General features: G+C 68.9%; 17 protein-coding genes. 14 read left to right on the top strand and 3 right to left on the bottom strand.

The genetic code is table 11. From position 1 onward, the window contains the following. Positions 1–8: 8 nt before the first annotated feature. Positions 9–1,022 carry a RecB family exonuclease gene (locus PH203_RS09865; RefSeq protein ID WP_289918709.1) on the bottom strand — a complete coding sequence of 338 codons (1,014 nt, stop codon included), beginning with the start codon at positions 1,020–1,022 and terminating at the stop codon, positions 9–11. A 173-nt stretch (positions 1,023–1,195) separates the two neighbouring features. On the opposite strand from PH203_RS09865, the gene PH203_RS09870 reads away from it, so the two are divergent. The 3 genes from PH203_RS09870 (at position 1,196) to PH203_RS09880 (ending at position 4,815) form a co-directional block, all read left to right on the top strand. Next, complete coding sequence (locus PH203_RS09870) at positions 1,196–3,070, top strand: site-2 protease family protein (protein WP_289918710.1); 1,875 nt, start codon at positions 1,196–1,198, stop codon at positions 3,068–3,070. Between the two features lie 38 nt (positions 3,071–3,108). Further along, on the top strand, positions 3,109–4,011 hold the full coding sequence (locus PH203_RS09875; RefSeq protein WP_123759663.1) for a tRNA (adenine-N1)-methyltransferase: 903 nt from the start codon (positions 3,109–3,111) through the stop codon (positions 4,009–4,011). A gap of 225 nt (positions 4,012–4,236) precedes the next feature. Next, entirely contained in the window at positions 4,237–4,815 is a 579-nt protein-coding gene (locus PH203_RS09880; protein WP_289918716.1) for a hypothetical protein, read from the top strand. Positions 4,816–4,845: 30 nt separating this feature from the next. On the opposite strand, the gene PH203_RS09885 is transcribed toward PH203_RS09880, so the two are convergent. Further along, complete coding sequence (locus PH203_RS09885; protein WP_289918718.1) at positions 4,846–5,151, bottom strand: ferredoxin; 306 nt, start codon at positions 5,149–5,151, stop codon at positions 4,846–4,848. A gap of 421 nt (positions 5,152–5,572) precedes the next feature. Between PH203_RS09885 and arc the strand changes: the two genes are divergently transcribed. The 6 genes from arc (at position 5,573) to prcA (ending at position 11,761) form a co-directional block, all read left to right on the top strand. Then, positions 5,573–7,339 (top strand): proteasome ATPase, encoded by a 1,767-nt coding sequence (gene arc / locus PH203_RS09890; protein ID WP_289918721.1) that lies wholly within the window; start codon positions 5,573–5,575, stop codon positions 7,337–7,339. Between the two features lie 245 nt (positions 7,340–7,584). Beyond that, the gene (gene dop / locus PH203_RS09895; RefSeq protein ID WP_354671238.1) at positions 7,585–9,096 is read left to right on the top strand and encodes a depupylase/deamidase Dop; all 1,512 of its coding nucleotides are present in this window, start codon (positions 7,585–7,587) and stop codon (positions 9,094–9,096) included. 188 nt (positions 9,097–9,284) lie between these two features. Further along, a complete protein-coding gene (locus tag PH203_RS09900) occupies positions 9,285–9,503 on the top strand; it encodes a ubiquitin-like protein Pup (protein WP_289918723.1) in 219 nt (72 codons plus the stop codon). 49 nt (positions 9,504–9,552) lie between these two features. Next, on the top strand, positions 9,553–10,158 hold the full coding sequence (locus PH203_RS09905) for an endonuclease VII domain-containing protein (protein WP_289918725.1): 606 nt from the start codon (positions 9,553–9,555) through the stop codon (positions 10,156–10,158). Continuing rightward, the gene (gene prcB / locus PH203_RS09910) at positions 10,110–10,955 is read left to right on the top strand and encodes a proteasome subunit beta (protein WP_289918726.1); all 846 of its coding nucleotides are present in this window, start codon (positions 10,110–10,112) and stop codon (positions 10,953–10,955) included. The genes PH203_RS09905 and prcB overlap by 49 nt, the downstream gene beginning before the upstream one ends. Positions 10,956–11,020: 65 nt before the next feature. Then, positions 11,021–11,761: a proteasome subunit alpha gene (gene prcA / locus PH203_RS09915; RefSeq protein ID WP_289918727.1), complete on the top strand. Its 741-nt coding sequence runs from the start codon at positions 11,021–11,023 to the stop codon at positions 11,759–11,761. Positions 11,762–11,824: 63 nt separating this feature from the next. Here the strand turns inward: prcA and PH203_RS09920 are convergent, their stop codons facing one another. Continuing rightward, entirely contained in the window at positions 11,825–12,841 is a 1,017-nt protein-coding gene (locus PH203_RS09920; protein ID WP_289918729.1) for a LacI family DNA-binding transcriptional regulator, read from the bottom strand. Positions 12,842–12,929: 88 nt separating this feature from the next. On the opposite strand from PH203_RS09920, the gene PH203_RS09925 reads away from it, so the two are divergent. From PH203_RS09925 to PH203_RS09945, 5 genes are all read left to right on the top strand, one after another. Then, positions 12,930–14,189 carry an MFS transporter gene (locus PH203_RS09925; RefSeq protein WP_289918730.1) on the top strand — a complete coding sequence of 420 codons (1,260 nt, stop codon included), beginning with the start codon at positions 12,930–12,932 and terminating at the stop codon, positions 14,187–14,189. Positions 14,190–14,198: 9 nt separating this feature from the next. After that, entirely contained in the window at positions 14,199–15,560 is a 1,362-nt protein-coding gene (gene pafA / locus PH203_RS09930) for a Pup--protein ligase (RefSeq protein ID WP_033531667.1), read from the top strand. A 127-nt stretch (positions 15,561–15,687) separates the two neighbouring features. Next, positions 15,688–16,692 (top strand): FKBP-type peptidyl-prolyl cis-trans isomerase, encoded by a 1,005-nt coding sequence (locus PH203_RS09935; protein WP_289918731.1) that lies wholly within the window; start codon positions 15,688–15,690, stop codon positions 16,690–16,692. A gap of 60 nt (positions 16,693–16,752) precedes the next feature. Further along, entirely contained in the window at positions 16,753–17,124 is a 372-nt protein-coding gene (locus PH203_RS09940) for an FKBP-type peptidyl-prolyl cis-trans isomerase (protein WP_289918732.1), read from the top strand. A 129-nt stretch (positions 17,125–17,253) separates the two neighbouring features. Further along, positions 17,254–18,207 carry a WYL domain-containing protein gene (locus tag PH203_RS09945; protein ID WP_289918733.1) on the top strand — a complete coding sequence of 318 codons (954 nt, stop codon included), beginning with the start codon at positions 17,254–17,256 and terminating at the stop codon, positions 18,205–18,207. Positions 18,208–18,210: the final 3 nt, after the last annotated feature.

Here is an 18,210-nt window from a genome sequence, read left to right on the forward strand (position 1 = left end):
CTCCTTCGCTAGCCCGGCCCCATTCTGCCCTGCGCCGGGTCACCGGACTCGGCCGCCCTCACCGGCAGCGGATAGGGCGGGGGAGTACCGCCGAACTCCGGGCAGTGCGCCTGGTGGTCGCACCAGCCGCACAGCTTCGTGGGGCGCGGCCGCCAGTCGCCCGTCTCCGTCGCCTCCCGGATCGCCTCCCACAGCGCCAGCAGCTTCCGCTCGACCCGCTCCAGGTCGGCGAGGACCGGGTCGTACGTCAGAACGTCACCACTGCCCAGGTAGACGAGCTGGAGACGGCGCGGGATCACGTTCTTCAACCGCCACACCACCAGGGCGTAGAACTTCATCTGGAACAGGGCACCCTCGGCATACTCCGGCCGCGGCGCCTTGCCCGTCTTGTAGTCGACGATCCGCACCTCGCCTGTCGGCGCCACGTCGACGCGGTCGATGATGCCGCGCAGCTTCAGCCCCGACTCCAGCACGGCCTCCACGAACAGCTCCCGCTCGGCCGGTTCGAGCCGGGTCGGGTCCTCCAGGTTGAACCACCGTTCGACGAGCTGCTCGGCCTCACCCAGCCATCGCGCCAGCCGCTCGCCCTCCGGATCGTCCGCGAACAGCTCGACGACCTCCGGCCGGGTCTCGCGCAGCCGGTCCCACTGGCCGGGGATGAGCGACTTGGCCCGCGGCGGCGTCCGCTCGGCCGCGGGCGCGTCGAAGAGTCGCTCCAGCACCGCGTGCACCAAGGTGCCCCTGGTCGCCGCCTCACTCGGCTTCTCCGGCAGCCGGTCGATCACCCGGAACCGGTACAGCAGCGGGCACTGCATGAAGTCACTGGCACGCGAGGGAGACAGCGAGGCGGGCGCTATGGCGACGGTCGGCTCGGCAGCCGGTGCCGGGTCCTGCGTCGCCGCAGCCTGCTCGCCCACGACCGGTGCGACCGCTACCACCGGTACGGCCGGCGTGACCGGTGGATCCACTTCCGCGACCCCGCTGCCGGAGGCCTCGGCCGTGCCCTCTGTGCTCGTCTCCATGACCACAGACCTTACGGCCCGCCACTGACAGTGACCCACCCGCGGCCGAGCCCCTGCGACAACAGAGAAAACAGAGGGGGTGCCGGGGCGTAACGCGCCGCGACCGCCGCATACCATCGACCCCAGACCCTTCCGCCGGCAGGCGCGGAAGACGCTTTGAACGAGGGGACATCGTGGACGAGAGCGGCGGGAGCGGGCAGCCGCGGTCCGGCACCGACGAGTCGGCCCAGCACCACGCAGGTCCAGCGGCCCCGGCCACGGACCCCGCCCTCGGGGAACCCACCGACCGGGACACCCGCACGCCCGACCGACCGGATGACGCCCCGGCCCGGAAGACCGACGCCTCGCGCCGGGCACCCGCGCCGCAGGACCGGGAGCCCGAAGCGACCGACCAGACGGACGAGCAGACCCCCGAAGCCGACGACGCGGCGCACCCGGGCACACCGAGGCGGGAGACCGACCCGACCGGCCCGCTGACGGATGAGCCCGCCCGGTCCGAGGCGACCACGCCGGGCCAGCCGTCGGCGGCCGCGGTGTCGGACGTGCCCGCTGTGGGTGCAGGGTCGGATCAGCCTGCTGCGGACTCCGCGCCGGGCCAGCCCTCCGCGGGCGCCTCACCCGGGCACGTCGGGGACATCGCCCCCGGGCAGTCGCGCGACGTGGACGGCGGTGACGGGCGGTCCGGTCGGGCGGCGTCGGGCGAGGTGTCCGACAGCGCCACGGGGAGCGGCACATCCAGTACGGGTGAGAGGGCGGGCTCCGGTGACGGCGGTCAGGGCTCCCGGGCCGGCGACACCCCGTCGGCGCTCCCGCCTGCCGCTGCCGACCCCCACGCCGACCGCCCCTTCGCCCAGTCCGGCGTGGTCAAGGGCCGTCGTCCGCCCCAGCGCCCCAAGGAGCCCGGCGGTGGACTGCTCATGGGGCGGCCCTTCGGTGTGCCCGTGTACGTCGCGCCCAGCTGGTTCCTCGTCGCGGCGCTGATCACCTGGGTGTTCGGCGGCCAGCTGGAACGGGTCCTGCCCGAACTCGGCGTCGCCCGCTACCTCGTGTCCCTCTTCTTCGCGGTCGCCTTCTACGCCTCCGTGCTCGTGCACGAACTGGCCCACACCGTCGCCGCCCTGCGCTTCAAACTCCCCGTACGCCGCATCCAGCTCCAGTTCTTCGGCGGCGTCTCCGAGATCGAGAAGGAAGCCGAGACACCGGGACGCGAGTTCGTCCTGGCCTTCGTCGGCCCGCTGCTCTCCCTCGTCCTCGCCGGCCTCTTCTACCTCGCCCTGCAGCCCGTCGAACCCGGCACCGTCCCCGGCGTCCTGCTGGCCGGCCTGATGATCTCCAACCTCATCGTGGCCGCCTTCAACCTCCTGCCCGGCCTGCCCCTCGACGGCGGCCGCATGCTCCGCGCCGTCGTCTGGAAGATCACCGGCAAGCCCATGAGCGGCACCATCGCCGCCGCCTGGGTCGGCCGCGCCCTCGCCGTCTCCGTCCTCATCGGCCTCCCGCTGCTCACCCAGTCCGGGGCGCTCGGCTCCAACGCCGAGGACAACGTCGGCATGGACACCGTCATGGACGCCCTGCTCGCCGCGATCCTCGCCGCGATCATCTGGACCGGCGCCGGCAACAGCCTCCGCATGGCCCGCCTCCGCGAACACCTCCCGGAGCTGCGCGCCCGCAACCTCACCCGCCGCGCCGTCCCCGTCGAGACCGACACCCCCCTCTCCGAGGCCCTGCGCCGCGCCAACGAAGCCGGCGCCCGCGCCCTCGTCGTCGTCGACGCCGACGGCGAACCCCTCTCCCTCGTCCGCGAGGCCGCCATCGTCGGCGTCCCCGAACACCGCCGCCCCTGGGTCGCCGTCAGCGGCCTCGCCCAGGACCTCACCGACGGCATGCGCGTCTCCGCCGAACTCGCCGGCGAGGACCTCCTGGACGCCCTCCGTGCCACCCCCGCCACCGAATACCTGGTGGTCGAGGACACCGGCGAGATCTACGGAGTCCTGTCCGCCGCGGACGTCGAGCGCGCCTTCGTGAAGGCCATGGCCAGACCGTCCTAGTGGTCGGCGGCCTCCACAAACCCCGGTAGTCTGTTCACATGTCCGAACCGACCGGTGCCGCCCGCAGGCGCGGGCCCTTCAAGGTCGGGGACCAGGTTCAGCTGACCGACCCCAAGGGCCGCCACTACACGTTCACGCTCGAAGAGGGAAAGAACTTCCACACCCACAAGGGTTCCTTCCCCCACGACGAGCTGATCGGCGCTCCCGAGGGCAGCGTTGTCCGCACCACCGGTAACGTCGCCTACCTCGCGCTGCGCCCCCTGCTCCCCGACTACGTCCTGTCCATGCCCCGCGGCGCCGCCGTGGTCTACCCCAAGGACGCGGGGCAGATCCTCGCCTTCGCCGACATCTTCCCCGGCGCACGCGTCGTCGAAGCCGGCGTCGGCTCCGGCTCGCTCAGCAGCTTCCTGCTGCGCGCCATCGGCGACCAGGGCATGCTGCACAGCTACGAGCGCCGCGAGGACTTCGCGGAGATCGCCCAGCAGAACGTCGAGCGCTACTTCGGCGGCCCCCACCCCGCCTGGCAGCTCACCGTCGGCGACCTCCAGGACAACCTGTCCGACACCGACGTCGACCGCGTCATCCTCGACATGCTCGCCCCCTGGGAGTGCCTGGAGGCCGTCTCCAAGGCCCTCGTCCCCGGCGGCATCCTGTGCTGCTACGTCGCCACCACCACCCAGCTCGCCCGGACCGTCGAGTCCATCCGCGAGATCGGCTCCTTCAACGAGCCGACCGCCTGGGAGACGATGATCCGCAACTGGCACATCGAGGGCCTCGCCGTCCGCCCGGACCACCGGATGATCGGCCACACCGGCTTCCTGCTCACCGCCCGCCGCCTCGCCGACGGCGTCGAGCCGCCCATGCGCCGCCGCCGCCCCGCCAAGGGCGCCTACGGCGAGGACTACGCCGGCCCCAACGCCGACGGAGGCACCGGCCGCTGAGGCGGCCCCGTGCCGCGTACAACGCAACCGCGCCGTGGTGGAGTTCCCGAAACCTTTCGGGAACTCCACCACGGCGCCTTTTCATTGACACCACTTCATTGACACCACGCCAGAAAACGCAAGGCCGCGAGACGACGCGGTGACCCCGCCGTTCCGCTGCCCTGTGACGTGTGGCACCATGCTGGCCACCCCCACCGGCACCAGCCCTCCCGGGAGTCACCCCTAGTGCAGCAATCCGCAGTTCCGGAACTCGCTCACACCCACACCCGTCCGATCCACTGGGTCGCCACCGCCACGGCAGTCGCAGGCGTCGTGGCCCTCTCCTCGGTCCTCCAACCGCATCCGGCCACCGCCGCCCAGGCCGCCGGCCCCCGGTCGCAGCACGCCCCCGCGACCGCCACCGCCCCGAACCCCGCCGACGTCGACTTCCCGATCGACTGCGGCCCCGTCAAGGCGCTCGTGGTCAAGAAGGCATCCGGAGACCTCGACGGCGACAGCAGGCCCGAAACCGTGGCCGTCGTCCACTGCGACGCCCCCATGGGCACCCCGCCCGACGCCGTCTACGTCCTCACCCAGGCCGCCGACGCCAAAGCCCCCCGCGTCGTGGCCACCCTGATCGCCCCCAAGGACCAGATCACCGTCAGGACACTCACCGTCTCCGACGCCACGGTCACCGCCGACATGATCGGCTACTCCTCCGACTCCGTGCCCCGCTGCTGCCCCGACGTCGACAGCAGCGCGAAGTGGCAGTGGAAGAACGGCGCGTTCGTCCGCTCCACCCCCGCGGGCGCCCAGAGCGTCTGAGGCGGGCGCACCCGGCGCCCGCCCGCCGGATCAGCCGGCCTCGGGCCCGTACACCTCGACCCGGTCCGCGACCCGGCGCACATGGATGCACTCACCCGGGCACTCCCTGGCCGAGTCCACCACGTCCGTGAGCAGCGGCAGCGGCACGGGCGTCGTGGCGCCCTTGTCCTGGAGCAGCTCGTCGTCCGGACCCTTCACATAGGCCAGCCCGTCGATGTCCAGCTCGAAGACCTCCGGCGCGTACTGCACACAGATGCCGTCGCCGGTACAGAGATCCTGATCGATCCAGACCTCCAGAGCCCCACCGTCGACCACGGCTTCCTGCTGCACGCTCATCGCTCCCGTCGTTCCCCATGTCGGTCACCTCGACCCTACCCGCGCCTCCCCGCCCGCCAAGCCCGCCCGGAACGTGCTCACCCGCACACGCTCCGTCAGCCCGCACCGGACGCGCTCAGGACCCGGTCGGGGGCCGATGCAGAGCCGCTCGAACAAGTACATGCCCCTGCGCCCCGCCCCCGACATGCCCCCGACCGGCGGCGCTGCGGGCAACTCACGCCCGCCGCGGAAGATTTCGAGCACTCCTGCCTTGGAACAGTCGGCTTCTTAATCACGTTGACTGGGTATCCACACGGCGTGAGGGATGGCGCAGGGTGACCGACGACACACCTTGACACTCTTTGTGATCTAGGGGTTTCAATCGACACCCACCCAGGTAGGGTCTGGAAGCGTCCAGCTCCCCTTGGAGGAGGTGAGGACCGTGGCAGCCCACGACGACGACATGAACCGCGGCATCCGCCCGGGACGAGGGTCCGACGACCCGGCCGGGCAGATTGCCTACCTTGAGCAGGAGATCGCCGTCCTGCGACGCAAGCTCGCCGACTCTCCGCGGCACACGAGGATTCTCGAAGAGCGGATCGTCGAGCTGCAGACCAACCTGGCCGGCGTGTCCGCCCAGAACGAGCGACTCGCCAACACACTCCGCGAGGCCCGCGACCAGATCGTGGCCCTCAAGGAGGAAGTCGACCGGCTCGCACAGCCCCCGGCCGGCTTCGGAGTCTTCCTGCAGGCCAACGAGGACGGCACCGCCGACATCTTCACCGGAGGCCGCAAACTCCGCGTGAACGTCAGCCCAAGCGTCGAACTCGAAGAGCTCCGGCGCGGCCAGGAACTGATGCTCAACGAAGCACTCAACGTGGTCGAGGCCATGGAGTTCGAGAGCGTCGGCGACATCGTCACCCTCAAGGAGATCCTCGAGGACGGCGAACGCGCCCTCGTACAGGGGCACACCGACGAGGAAAGGGTGGTGCGGCTCGCCGAGCCACTGCTGGACATCACCATCCGCCCCGGCGACGCCCTCCTGCTCGAACCCCGCTCCGGCTACGTCTACGAAGTCGTTCCCAAGAGCGAGGTCGAAGAACTCGTCCTCGAAGAAGTCCCCGACATCGGATACGAGCAGATCGGCGGACTCGGCGGCCAGATCGAGGCCATCCGCGACGCCGTCGAGCTCCCGTACCTCTACCCGGACCTGTTCAAGGAGCACGAACTCCGCCCGCCCAAGGGCGTCCTGCTCTACGGACCCCCCGGATGCGGCAAGACGCTCATCGCCAAGGCCGTCGCCAACTCGCTGGCCAAGAAGGTCGCCGAGGTCACCGGCCAGGCCCAGGGCAAGAGCTTCTTCCTCAACATCAAGGGGCCCGAACTCCTCAACAAGTACGTCGGCGAGACCGAGCGGCAGATCCGCCTCGTCTTCCAGCGTGCACGCGAGAAGGCCTCCGAGGGCACACCCGTCATCGTCTTCTTCGACGAGATGGAATCCCTCTTCCGCACCCGCGGATCCGGCGTCAGCTCGGACGTGGAGAACACCATCGTCCCCCAGCTCCTCGCCGAGATCGACGGTGTCGAAGGCCTGCAGAACGTGGTCGTCATCGGCGCCTCCAACCGCGAGGACATGATCGACCCCGCCATCCTGCGCCCCGGCCGCCTGGACGTGAAGATCAAGATCGAACGTCCCGACGCCGAGGCCGCCAAGGACATCTTCGGCAAGTACCTCACCGAACGCCTCCCGCTGCACTCCGACGACCTCGGCGAGCACGGCGGCAGCAAGACGACCACCGTCGAAAGCATGATCCAGACGGCCGTCGAGCACATGTACGCCGAATCCGAGGAAAACCGCTTCCTGGAAGTCACCTACGCCAACGGCGACAAGGAAGTCCTCTACTTCAAGGACTTCAACTCCGGCGCCATGATCGAGAACATCGTGGGCCGCGCCAAGAAAATGGCGATCAAGGACTTCCTCGACCACAACTCCAAGGGCCTTCGCGTCTCCCACCTCCTCCAGGCATGCGTGGACGAGTTCAAGGAGAACGAGGACCTGCCCAACACCACCAACCCGGACGACTGGGCCCGCATCTCCGGAAAGAAGGGCGAACGGATCGTCTACATCCGTACCCTCATCACCGGAAAGCAGGGCGCCGACACCGGACGCTCCATCGACACGGTGGCCAACACCGGCCAGTACCTGTAAAAACAGGGCGGCTGCGGGTGCCCTCACCGGGTACCCGCAGCCGACTGTTTTTCAGGCAACTAACCGGAACAAAAGGCGTGCAAGGCAATGACGCAAATGATCTCCCCACCAGCGCAAAGCCGTTCTAGGCTCTTCGGTACCGCCGAGTCGCGCAGTGCGGGGACGGGCACCGCACACGCACCGGAGCGCCAGCGGTACTTGAGCGCCGCCCCCGACCGAGGGCGCCGCCGGGCAAGGAGGGCCGCATGACCGTACGGCGAGTAATGGGCATCGAGACGGAGTACGGGATCTCCGTCCCCGGCCACCCCAACGCCAATGCCATGCTCACCTCGTCCCAGATCGTCAACGCCTACGCGGCGGCGATGCACCGGGCCCGCCGGGCCCGCTGGGACTTCGAGGAGGAGAACCCGCTGCGGGACGCGCGAGGCTTCGACCTCGCCCGCGAGGCCGCCGACTCCAGCCAGCTCACCGACGAGGACATCGGCCTCGCCAACGTCATCCTCACCAACGGCGCACGCCTCTACGTCGACCACGCACACCCCGAATACAGCGCCCCCGAGGTCACCAACCCCCGCGACGCCGTCCTCTGGGACAAGGCCGGCGAACGCATCATGGCCGAAGCCGCCGAACGAGCCGCACAGCTCCCCGGCGCCCAGCCCATCCACCTCTACAAGAACAACACCGACAACAAGGGCGCCTCCTACGGCACACACGAGAACTACCTGATGAAGCGGGAGACCCCCTTCTCGGACATCGTGCGCCACCTCACGCCCTTCTTCGTCTCCCGCCAGGTCGTCACCGGCGCCGGCCGCGTAGGCATCGGCCAGGACGGCCACGAACACGGCTTCCAGATCAGCCAGCGCGCGGACTACTTCGAAGTCGAGGTAGGCCTGGAGACGACCCTCAAGCGCCCCATCATCAACACACGGGACGAGCCCCACGCGGACGCGGAGAAGTACCGCCGCCTCCACGTGATCATCGGCGACGCGAACCTCTCCGAGATCTCGACCTACCTGAAACTCGGCACGACCGCCCTGGTCCTGTCGATGATCGAGGACGGCTTCATCGCCGTCGACCTGGCCGTGGACCAGCCCGTCCGCACCCTCCACCAGGTCTCCCACGACCCCACACTCCAGCGCCTGGTCACACTCCGCAGCGGCCGGACACTCACCGCGGTCCAGCTGCAGATGGAGTACTACGAACTGTCCCGCAAATACGTCGAGGAACGCTTCGGCTCCGACGCCGACGACCAGACCAAGGACGTCCTGGCCCGCTGGGAGGACACTCTCAACCGCCTGGAGAACGACCCGATGAGCCTCGCAGGCGAACTCGACTGGGTCGCCAAGCGCGAACTCATGGAGGGCTACCGGCGCCGCGACGGCCTCGACTGGGACGCGGCCAAGCTGCACCTCCTCGACCTCCAGTACGCGGACGTACGGGCCGAGAAGGGCCTCTACAACCGTCTGGCGGCCCGCGGCCGCATCAAGCGCCTCCTGGACGAGACCGACGTCGAGCGGGCCCGTACGAAGCCGCCGGAGGACACCCGTGCGTACTTCCGGGGCCGCTGCCTGGAGCAGTACGCCGACGACGTCGCCGCGGCCTCCTGGGACTCGGTGATCTTCGACCTCCCGGGCCGGGACTCCCTCCAGCGCGTTCCAACCCTGGAACCGCTTCGCGGAACGCGTAATCACGTCAAGGAGCTCCTGGACCGCTGTCGCACCGCGGAAGACCTGGTCAGGGTCCTGTCCGGCGGCTGAGCGGGTACCCGGATCGAGGGCGCCGGACAGGGTGGAAACCCCGGCGCCCGGGAATCATCGAGATGGCTCCCGTACGTTGAGGAAACTACGGGGCCGATGTCAGACCCGGCTTGTAGGGTCTGATCATCACCGATCGGCGGATAGCCGACCTGGCGACCATGTCGGGCGAAACGAGCGGGGTGAGGGTTATGGCAACCAAGGACACCGGCGGCGGCCAGCAGAAGGCCACACGCTCCACCGAAGAGGCCGAGGAGCAGACTGCGGAGGCGCAGGGCTCGGAGGACCTCAAGGAGCGGCACGAGAAGCTGAGCGATGACGTGGACTCGGTTCTCGATGAAATCGATGATGTACTCGAGGAAAATGCCGAGGATTTCGTGCGCTCCTTCGTGCAAAAAGGTGGACAGTAAAGTTCATTTGGCCACTTTGCCTTCGAATTGAAGGTGGCGGGGGATCAGGGTGGTTGAGGAGCGGGACGCCAAGCAGTGCAGGAAGTGTCGGCGAGATCTGCCGCTTGCTGCATTCGCGCGGGACGAGAATCGGCGTGATGGCCTCCAGGTGCACTGTCGGGAGTGTGTGGCGGAGTACAGCGCCGCGCATTACCGGCGGCGCCGGGAGGCCATGGGCAAGTCGGTTCGGGAGCAGGTGGAGGTCCCGGCTGGGCACAAGCTCTGCCGGACATGCGGCGAGGTCAAGCCGCACAGTGTGTGGCACCGCAATGCCACGGCCTCTGACGGTCTGTCGACGCGCTCCAAAGCTTGCCGGGCGGTCCAGGGCAGGCAGGATCATCTGAAGCGGCAGTACGGCATGACCGAAGGCGAGCGGGACGAGTTGATCGCCTCTCAAGGGGGCGTCTGCTGCATATGTTTGGCGGCGTTGCCCGAGCATGTGGATCACTGCCACGAGACGGGTAGGGTCCGAGGCGTACTGTGCTTCAGCTGCAACGCTGCGCTGGGGCAGTTCAAGGATCGGCCCGACGTCATAAGGCGGGCTGCAACATACGTGGAAGGAATCGCGTGGAAGCCAACACTCGTAGCACCGGGCGTCTACCAGCTGCCTTCCTGACGCCTGGGTCGTCGTCCTTCATGGACTTTCTCTCCGAGCACCAGCCGGAGTTGCTGCCCGGTAAGCGTCAACTGCCCCCCACGCAGGGCGTGATCGAGGCGCCGCACGGCACCACGATCGTGGCCGTGACCTTCCCGGGCGGTGTCGTGCTCGCCGGTGACCGGCGGGCGACCATGGGGAATGTCATCGCGCAGCGGGACATCGAGAAGGTCTTCCCCGCCGACGAGTACTCGGCCGTCGGGATCGCCGGTACCGCCGGTCTCGCCGTGGAGATGGTGAAGCTGTTCCAGCTGGAGCTGGAGCACTTCGAGAAGGTCGAAGGGGCGCAGCTCTCGCTGGAGGGCAAGGCGAACCGGCTGTCGACCATGATTCGGTCGAACCTCGGTATGGCCATGCAGGGGCTGGCCGTGGTGCCGCTCTTCGCCGGCTATGACGTGGATCGGGAGCGCGGGCGGATCTTCTCGTACGACGTCACGGGTGGGCGTTCCGAGGAGTTGAACTACGCGGCGACCGGTTCTGGTTCGATCTTCGCGCGTGGTGCCATGAAGAAGTTGTTCCGTGACGATCTGACCGCGGAGCAGGCGACGACGCTCGTGGTGCAGGCGCTGTATGACGCGGCTGACGACGACTCGGCGACCGGTGGTCCTGATGTCGCCCGCCGGATCTATCCGATCGTCACCGTGATCACCGAGGACGGTTTCCGTCGGATCTCCGACGAGGAGTCGTCCGAGATCGCTCGTTCGATTCTGGAGCGGCGTCTGGAGCAGCCCGACGGTCCGCGGGCCGCGCTGCTGTAGGCGGCGGGCGCTCTGTTCTTGTTGAGGTGATCGCAGTGACTTCTACAGAAAGGGACGGATAACCGGTGTCGACGCCGTTCTATGTCTCCCCCCAGCAGGCCATGGCCGACCGGGCGGAGTACGCCCGTAAGGGCATCGCTCGCGGTCGCAGCCTGGTCGTGCTGCAGTATGCCGACGGCATCGTGTTCGTCGGCGAGAACCCGTCCCGTGCGCTGCACAAGTTCAGCGAGATCTATGACCGGATCGGTTTCGCGGCCGCCGGTAAGTACAACGAGTACGAGAATCTGCGGATCGGTGGCGTGCGGTATGCCGATCTTCGTGGGTACACGTACGACCGTGATGACGTGACTGCGCGTGGTCTGGCGAATGTGTATGCCCAGACGTTGGGCACGATCTTCTCTTCGGCGGCCGAGAAGCCGTACGAGGTGGAGCTGGTCGTGGCTGAGGTCGGGGAGACGCCTGACGGTGATCAGATCTATCGGCTGCCGCATGACGGTTCGATCGTGGACGAGCACGGTTCGGTCGCGGTCGGTGGCAATGCCGAGCAGATCAGCGGGTATCTCGATCAGCGTCATGAGGACGGCATGAGTCTCGCGGAGGCTCTGAAGCTGGCCGTCCAGGCGCTGTCCCGGGACACCAATGGCACGCAGCGGGAGATTCCCGCGGAGCGTCTGGAGGTTGCGGTGCTGGACCGTACGCGTCCTCAGCAGCGGAAGTTCAAGCGGATCGTGGGCCGTCAGCTGTCGCGGCTGCTGGAGACCGACGGTGCCGCCACCGAGGCGGAGAGCTCCGACGAGGGGGAGTAGTCCCGCGTCTCATCCCGCCTTTCTGTGTGCCCCGGCCGACTGTTCGGCCGGGGCACAGGGCGTTCAGGAGGCTCTGGGCGGGGCTGTGGAGCCCCGTACGACGAGTTCGACGGGGATGTCGTCGCCTTCCGGTTCGCGGTTGTCCAGGACGGCCAGCAGGGCTTGCATGCCGCGCTCGCCGAAGAGTTCCGCGTCGAGGCGCACGGTGGTCAGTTCGGGGTCGATGGCGGTGGCGAGGGCGAGGTCGTCGAGGCCGGTGACGGAGAGGTCTTCGGGAATGCGGAGGCCGAGGCGCCGGGCGGCTTTGTAGGCGCCTGCGGCGAGTTTGTCGTCGTCGCAGATCACGGCGGTCGGGCGGGGGCCGGGGGCGGAGAGGGCGGTCTCGGTGGCGTGCTGGGCGCCTTCGATGGAGATGGGGGCGCGGGCCGTCGTCAGGGTGGTGCCGGGGACGGCGTTCACACGCGTGTGCAGTTCGCGGGCGCGGACCTCGAAGGTCCAGGACGCGACGTCCGCGGCGAGGTGCAGGAGGTGTCGGTGGCCGAGGCCGAGCAGGTGCTCGGCGGTCTGCCGGACGCCGTCGGCGATGTCGAGGTTGACGGTCGCGGCGCCGAGGCTGCCTGTGGGGTCGCTGTCGAGCATGACGAGGGGGAGTTGGTCGCCGCGGATCGCGGTGAGGGCGTCGGCGGCCATGGATGAGGCGATGACGCCGTCCAGGGCGGCCTGGGCGGAGGCGAAGGGGTCCCGGGCCGGGCCGATGCCCTCGGGGGAGGGGTACAGGACGACGCCGAAGCCGTGGTCGGCTGCGACGCGTGCGGCGCCGGTGTAGACGCCGGCGAAGAATTCCGTGGTGAGGGCCGGGACGACGAGCAGGACGGTGCGGGTGTGGCCCAGGCGGAGGTTGCGGGCGGCGAGGTTGGGTCGGTAGCCGAGCTCGCGGGCGGCTTCCCGGACCCGCTCGGCGGTGGTCTCGGAGACTCTGCCGCGCCATTTGTCGCCCAGCACCAGCGAGACGGCCGCCTGGGACACCCCGGCTGCGAGCGCGACGTCCCGGCTGGTCGGGCGCGTGCTGTTGCGTGCCACCGTGGACCTGCTCTTTCGTCTGGACCTGCGAACAGCGCACATGGTACGTATGACAGAGGACGTTATACGTATGACTCGGAGGCGGGACATGGCTGCGGGATACCTGGAGATCCTCCGGACGCGGTATGCGACCAGGCTGCTCGTCGGCACTCTGGTGGGCAGGCTGCCGAATGCCACCGCCGCGATCGCGATCGTGCTGTTCGTCCGTGCGGAGGGCGGCTCGTACAGCCTTGCCGGGGCGCTGGCGGCGGTCTACGGCGTGGCCAATGCCGTCGGGCAGCCGGTGCTGGGCCGGCTGGTGGATCTGTACGGGCAGCCGCGGGTCCAGCTGCCCGCCGCGGTCGTCTCCGCTCTCGCGATGGCTCTGTTCGCCTTCACGGGCCCCGGGGCGCTCGCGGCGGCCTACGGGGCCGTGGCTGTCGCCGGGCTGTTCACGCCGCCGCTGGAGGGCGGTCTGCGGGCGTTGTGGCCGGGCGTGCTGGGCAAGGAGGAGCGGGTGCACACGGCGTACGCGATGGACGCCGTGGCGCAGGAGGTGATGTTCACCGTGGGGCCGTTGCTGGTGACGTTGTGCACCTCGCTGTGGTCCGCGCAGGCCGCGCTGCTCGTGCTGAACGTCATCGGTGTGCTCGGCGCGCTCTCCGTGGTCGTCTCGGCGCCGTCGCGCGCGTGGCGCTCGGCACCGCGCGAGGCGCACTGGCTCGGCGCGCTGCGCTCGCCCGGGCTGCTGGCGATGCTCGGGGCGTTCATCTTCGTCGGCATCGCGCTGGGCTCCATCACGGTCGCCTCGGTGCCGTACGCCGACGACCACGGCGGTGACGCGGTGTACGGCTGGCTGATGGCCGCGATCGGTCTGGGCGCCCTCGTCGGGGGAACCGTGTACGGGGCGCGGCAGTGGACCGGTGAGCCGGCCCGCCGACTGCAGGTGCTGGTGGCCCTTCTGGCGGTGTGTTACCTGCCGCTGATGCTGATGCCCGGGGTGGTGGCGATGGTGCTACTCACGGTGGTCGCCGGGGTGTTCCTGGCGCCCGCCATCGCCTGTGCCTTCGTGCTGGTGGACCGGCACGCGCCGCGCGGCACGGTCACCGAGGCGTTCTCCTGGCTGGTGACGACGTTCACCGTGGGCGCGTCGGTCGGAACGGGCCTTGCGGGGCCGGTCGTAGAGGCCGGAGGGGCGCTGTGGGGGTTCGCCGTGCCGGGTGTCGCCGGGGGTGTCTCGCTGCTGGTTCTGCTGGCCACCGGGCGGGTCCTCGCAGCTCCCGGTGGGCGGGGGGTGGTTGCGGCTTCATCGGAAAATGATCCAAACCGTGGCGTCGAACCCCGTTTCAGCACAGGGGATCGGGCGTAATGTTCACTCATGGACCGCCGCATTTTCGGGCTGGAGAACGAGTACGGCGTCACATGTACGTTCAGGGGACAGCGCCGCCTGTCTCCCGACGAGGTGGCGCGGTACCTCTTCCGCCGTGTCGTGTCATGGGGCCGCAGCAGCAATGTCTTTCTGCGAAACGGCGCCCGCCTCTATCTCGATGTCGGGTCACATCCGGAATACGCGACTCCCGAATGTGACAACGTGACGGAACTGGTCACGCACGACAAAGCAGGCGAGCGCATTCTCGAAGGACTCCTGGTGGACGCCGAACGACGCCTGCACGAGGAAGGAATCGCGGGCGACGTCTACCTCTTCAAGAACAACACCGACTCGGCGGGCAACTCCTACGGCTGTCACGAGAACTATCTCGTCGCACGCCACGGGGAGTTCTCCCGGCTCGCGGACATCCTCATTCCGTTCCTCGTCACGCGACAGCTTCTGTGTGGTGCCGGCAAGGTGCTGCAGACGCCGCGTGGCGCGGTCTACTGCGTCAGCCAGCGGGCGGAGCACATCTGGGAGGGCGTCTCCTCGGCGACGACCCGCTCGCGCCCGATCATCAACACGCGTGACGAACCGCACGCGGACGCCGAGCGCTACCGCCGTCTCCACGTCATCGTGGGCGACTCGAACATGTCCGAGACGACCATGCTGCTGAAGGTCGGCGCGACCGACCTGGTGCTGCGCATGATCGAGGCGGGCACCGTGATGCGTGACCTGACCCTGGAGAACCCGATCCGGGCGATCCGTGAGGTCAGCCATGACATCACCGGCCGGCGCAAGGTGCGTCTGGCCAGCGGCCGGGAGGCCTCCGCGCTGGAGGTGCAGCGCGAGTACTACGAGAAGGCCGTGGACTTCGTGGAGCGCCGCGGTATCCGCACCGGCACCGTCGAGCAGGTCCTGGAGCTGTGGGGCCGCACGCTGGACGCGATCGAGGCCGAGGACCTCGACCGGATCGGCACCGAGATCGACTGGGTCATGAAGTACAAGCTCATCGAGCGGTACCGGGCCAAGCACAACATGACCATGTCCCACCCGCGGGTCGCACAGATAGACCTCGCGTATCACGACATCCACCGTCGCAGGGGGCTCTACTACCTGCTGGAGAGGAAGGGCCAAGCCGCCCGTATCTGCAACGACTTGAAGATCTTCGAGGGCAAGTCCGTGCCCCCGCAGACCACTCGGGCCCGTCTTCGCGGTGACTTCATCCGCCGGGCCCAGGAACAGCGCCGGGACTTCACGGTCGACTGGGTGCACCTCAAGCTCAACGACCAGGCACAGCGCACCGTGTTGTGCAAGGACCCGTTCCGTTCCGTCGACGATCGCGTGGAGAAGCTGATCGCCGGCATGTGAGCAATGCGTTCCGCGCGAGTGCCGGAACGCCACACGGGCGCCGTACGTTATCCGTACGGCGCCCTTCTCACGCCGTAGAGTTGCGCGCACGCCATCCACAAGATCGACCGATTACGAGGCCCCCACCGTGCGCCGACGCTCACTCTTGATTGCCGTACCCGCAGGAATGGCCACGCTCGCCGCGTGTGGCGACGACGACGGGTCCAGCTCGGCGGAGGCGAGCGACAGCCCCTCGCCCTCCGCCTCGGCCACGTCCGGCGCGCCGGCGCCGAAGATCGTGGACGGTCCGCTGCCGGCGATCACCGCGGGCGCGAAGTTCGACGAGAAGCCGACGGTCGCCAAGGGCAGCGGTGAGCCGTCGAAGGACCTCGCGGTGAAGACGGTCATCGCGGGCAGCGGCCGGACCGTCGCGGAGAACGACTTCATCCAGGCCAACTACCTCGGCCAGATCTGGAGCACGGCGAAGGTCTTCGACAACTCCTACGACCGCAAGACCCCGCTGATCATCCAGCTCGCCCAGAGCAGCATCATCGACAGCTGGCGCTACGCCCTGGCGGGCAAGAAGACCGGCAGCCGCGTCCTGTTCGCCACCCCGCCCGCGTGGGGATACGGCAGCACGGGCAACGCGCAGGCGGGCATCAAGGGCACCGACACCCTGGTCTTCGTCGTCGACATCCAGAACACCTTCAACGCCAAGAGCTCGGCCGACGGCAAGACGGTCGCGCAGGACGACACCGGCCTGCCGAAGGTGGGCACCAACACCGACGGCAAGGCGCCCTCCATCGACATTCCCAAGTCGGACGCGCCCACCAAGCTGGTGGCGGACTACGTCCTCGAGGGTGACGGTGAGGAGGTCGGCGCCCAGGACAGCGTGCTCGTCCAGTACAAGGGTGTGCTGTGGGACACCGGCAAGGAGTTCGACTCGACGTACAGCCGCAAGGCGCTGACGTCGTTCTCGCTGACGCAGGTCGTCAAGGGCTGGTCGCAGGGACTGACGGGCAAGAAGGTGGGTAGCCGGGTCCTCATCGTCATCCCGCCGTCCCTCGGCTACGGCGACAGCCCGCCGCAGGGCAGCGGCATCAAGAAGGACTCGACGCTCGTCTTCAGCGTCGACATCCTGGCGAAGATGTGACCCGTCAGGGGTGTAAGACTGTCCCTGTTGCCTTTCCGTGAACAAGCAGGAGCTAGTGACGTGAGCATCGACAAGCCCGAGATCGACTTCCCCGAGGGCGCGCCCCCGGCCGACCTCGAGATCAAGGACATCTGGGAGGGCGACGGCGAGGTGGCCCAGGCGGGTCAGACCGTCACCGTGCACTACGTGGGTGTCTCCTTCAGCACCGGCGAGGAGTTCGACGCCAGCTGGAACCGCGGTACGCCGTTCCGCTTCCCGCTCGGTGGCGGCCGTGTCATCAAGGGCTGGGACCAGGGCGTGCAGGGCATGAAGGTCGGTGGCCGCCGCCAGCTGACCATCCCGGCGCACCTCGCCTACGGCAACCAGAGCCCGACCCCGGCGATCAAGGCCGGCGAGACGCTGATCTTCGTCGTCGACCTGCTCGGCGTCTGATCGTCGTACGATCACTCTCGATCGGCTGGGGCCCATGCCTGTCCAGGCATGGGCCCTCGGCTTTTGCCGCGCCACCTCAGGGCGGTACGGTCATCGTCCGTAAGCACCATAGGGAGGCGAAGGGCGTCGATGGCCATTGCCAAGGCCGAGCGGCTGATGAACCTGGCGCTGTGTCTGCTGGGGACGCGCAGGCCGCTCAGCAAGCGTGAGCTGCGTGAGTCCATCGAGGCCTACCTCGAAGCCAACAGCGACGACTCCTTCAACCGGATGTTCGAGCGCGACAAGGACGATCTGCGCGAACTCGGCCTCGTCATCGAGACCGTGGAGAACCTGGACGGCGAGGTCGGTTATCTCGCCCGCCGGGACAGCAACCGGCTGCCGCCCATCACGCTCGACGCCGAGGAGGCCGCGGCCCTCGGTCTCGCCGCCAAGGTGTGGCAGCAGGCCCGCCTCGCGGGTGCGGCCAGCGGCGCCCTGCAGAAGCTGCGCGCGGCCGGACTGCCCGAGGACGTGGACCCGTACGAGGCCCATGGCGCCCTCGAACCCCGGATCCCTGTGCACGAGGCCGCGTTCGAGCCGCTGATGCTGGCCTGCCGCGACCGCCGCCCGGTGGTCTTCGAGTACCGCAAGGCCACCGCCGCCCGCCCGGAGACCCGGCATGTCGAGCCGTGGGCGCTGGAGTGCTGGCGCGGCCACTGGTATCTGGCCGGCTGGGACCGCGACCGGGACGCCGAGCGGGTCTTCCGGCTGTCCCGGATCACCGGCAAGGTGCGCTCGCGCGGCACCCGCTTCACCGCCGAGGTGCCCGACGTCGTCACCGTCCGCGAGACCGTCGCGAGCTGGGCGGGGGAGACCGCGGACCGCAGCGCGCTGATCCGGCTGCGCACGGACGCGGGCTACCCGCTACGGGCGAAGGCCACCGAGGTGCGGGAACTGGGCGACGGCTGGGACGAGTTGGAGATCCCGTACGGCCATGGCCTGGACGCCTGGCTGGTGGAGTTCGGGCCCGACGTAGTGGTCCTGGAGCCCGCGGAGCTGCGGGCCGATGTGGTGGACCGGCTGCGTGCCGTGGCCAAGGGCTGAGGG

This window comes from Streptomyces sp. S.PB5, from assembly GCF_030403745.1.
Taxonomy (GTDB): Bacteria; Actinomycetota; Actinomycetes; order Streptomycetales; family Streptomycetaceae; genus Streptomyces.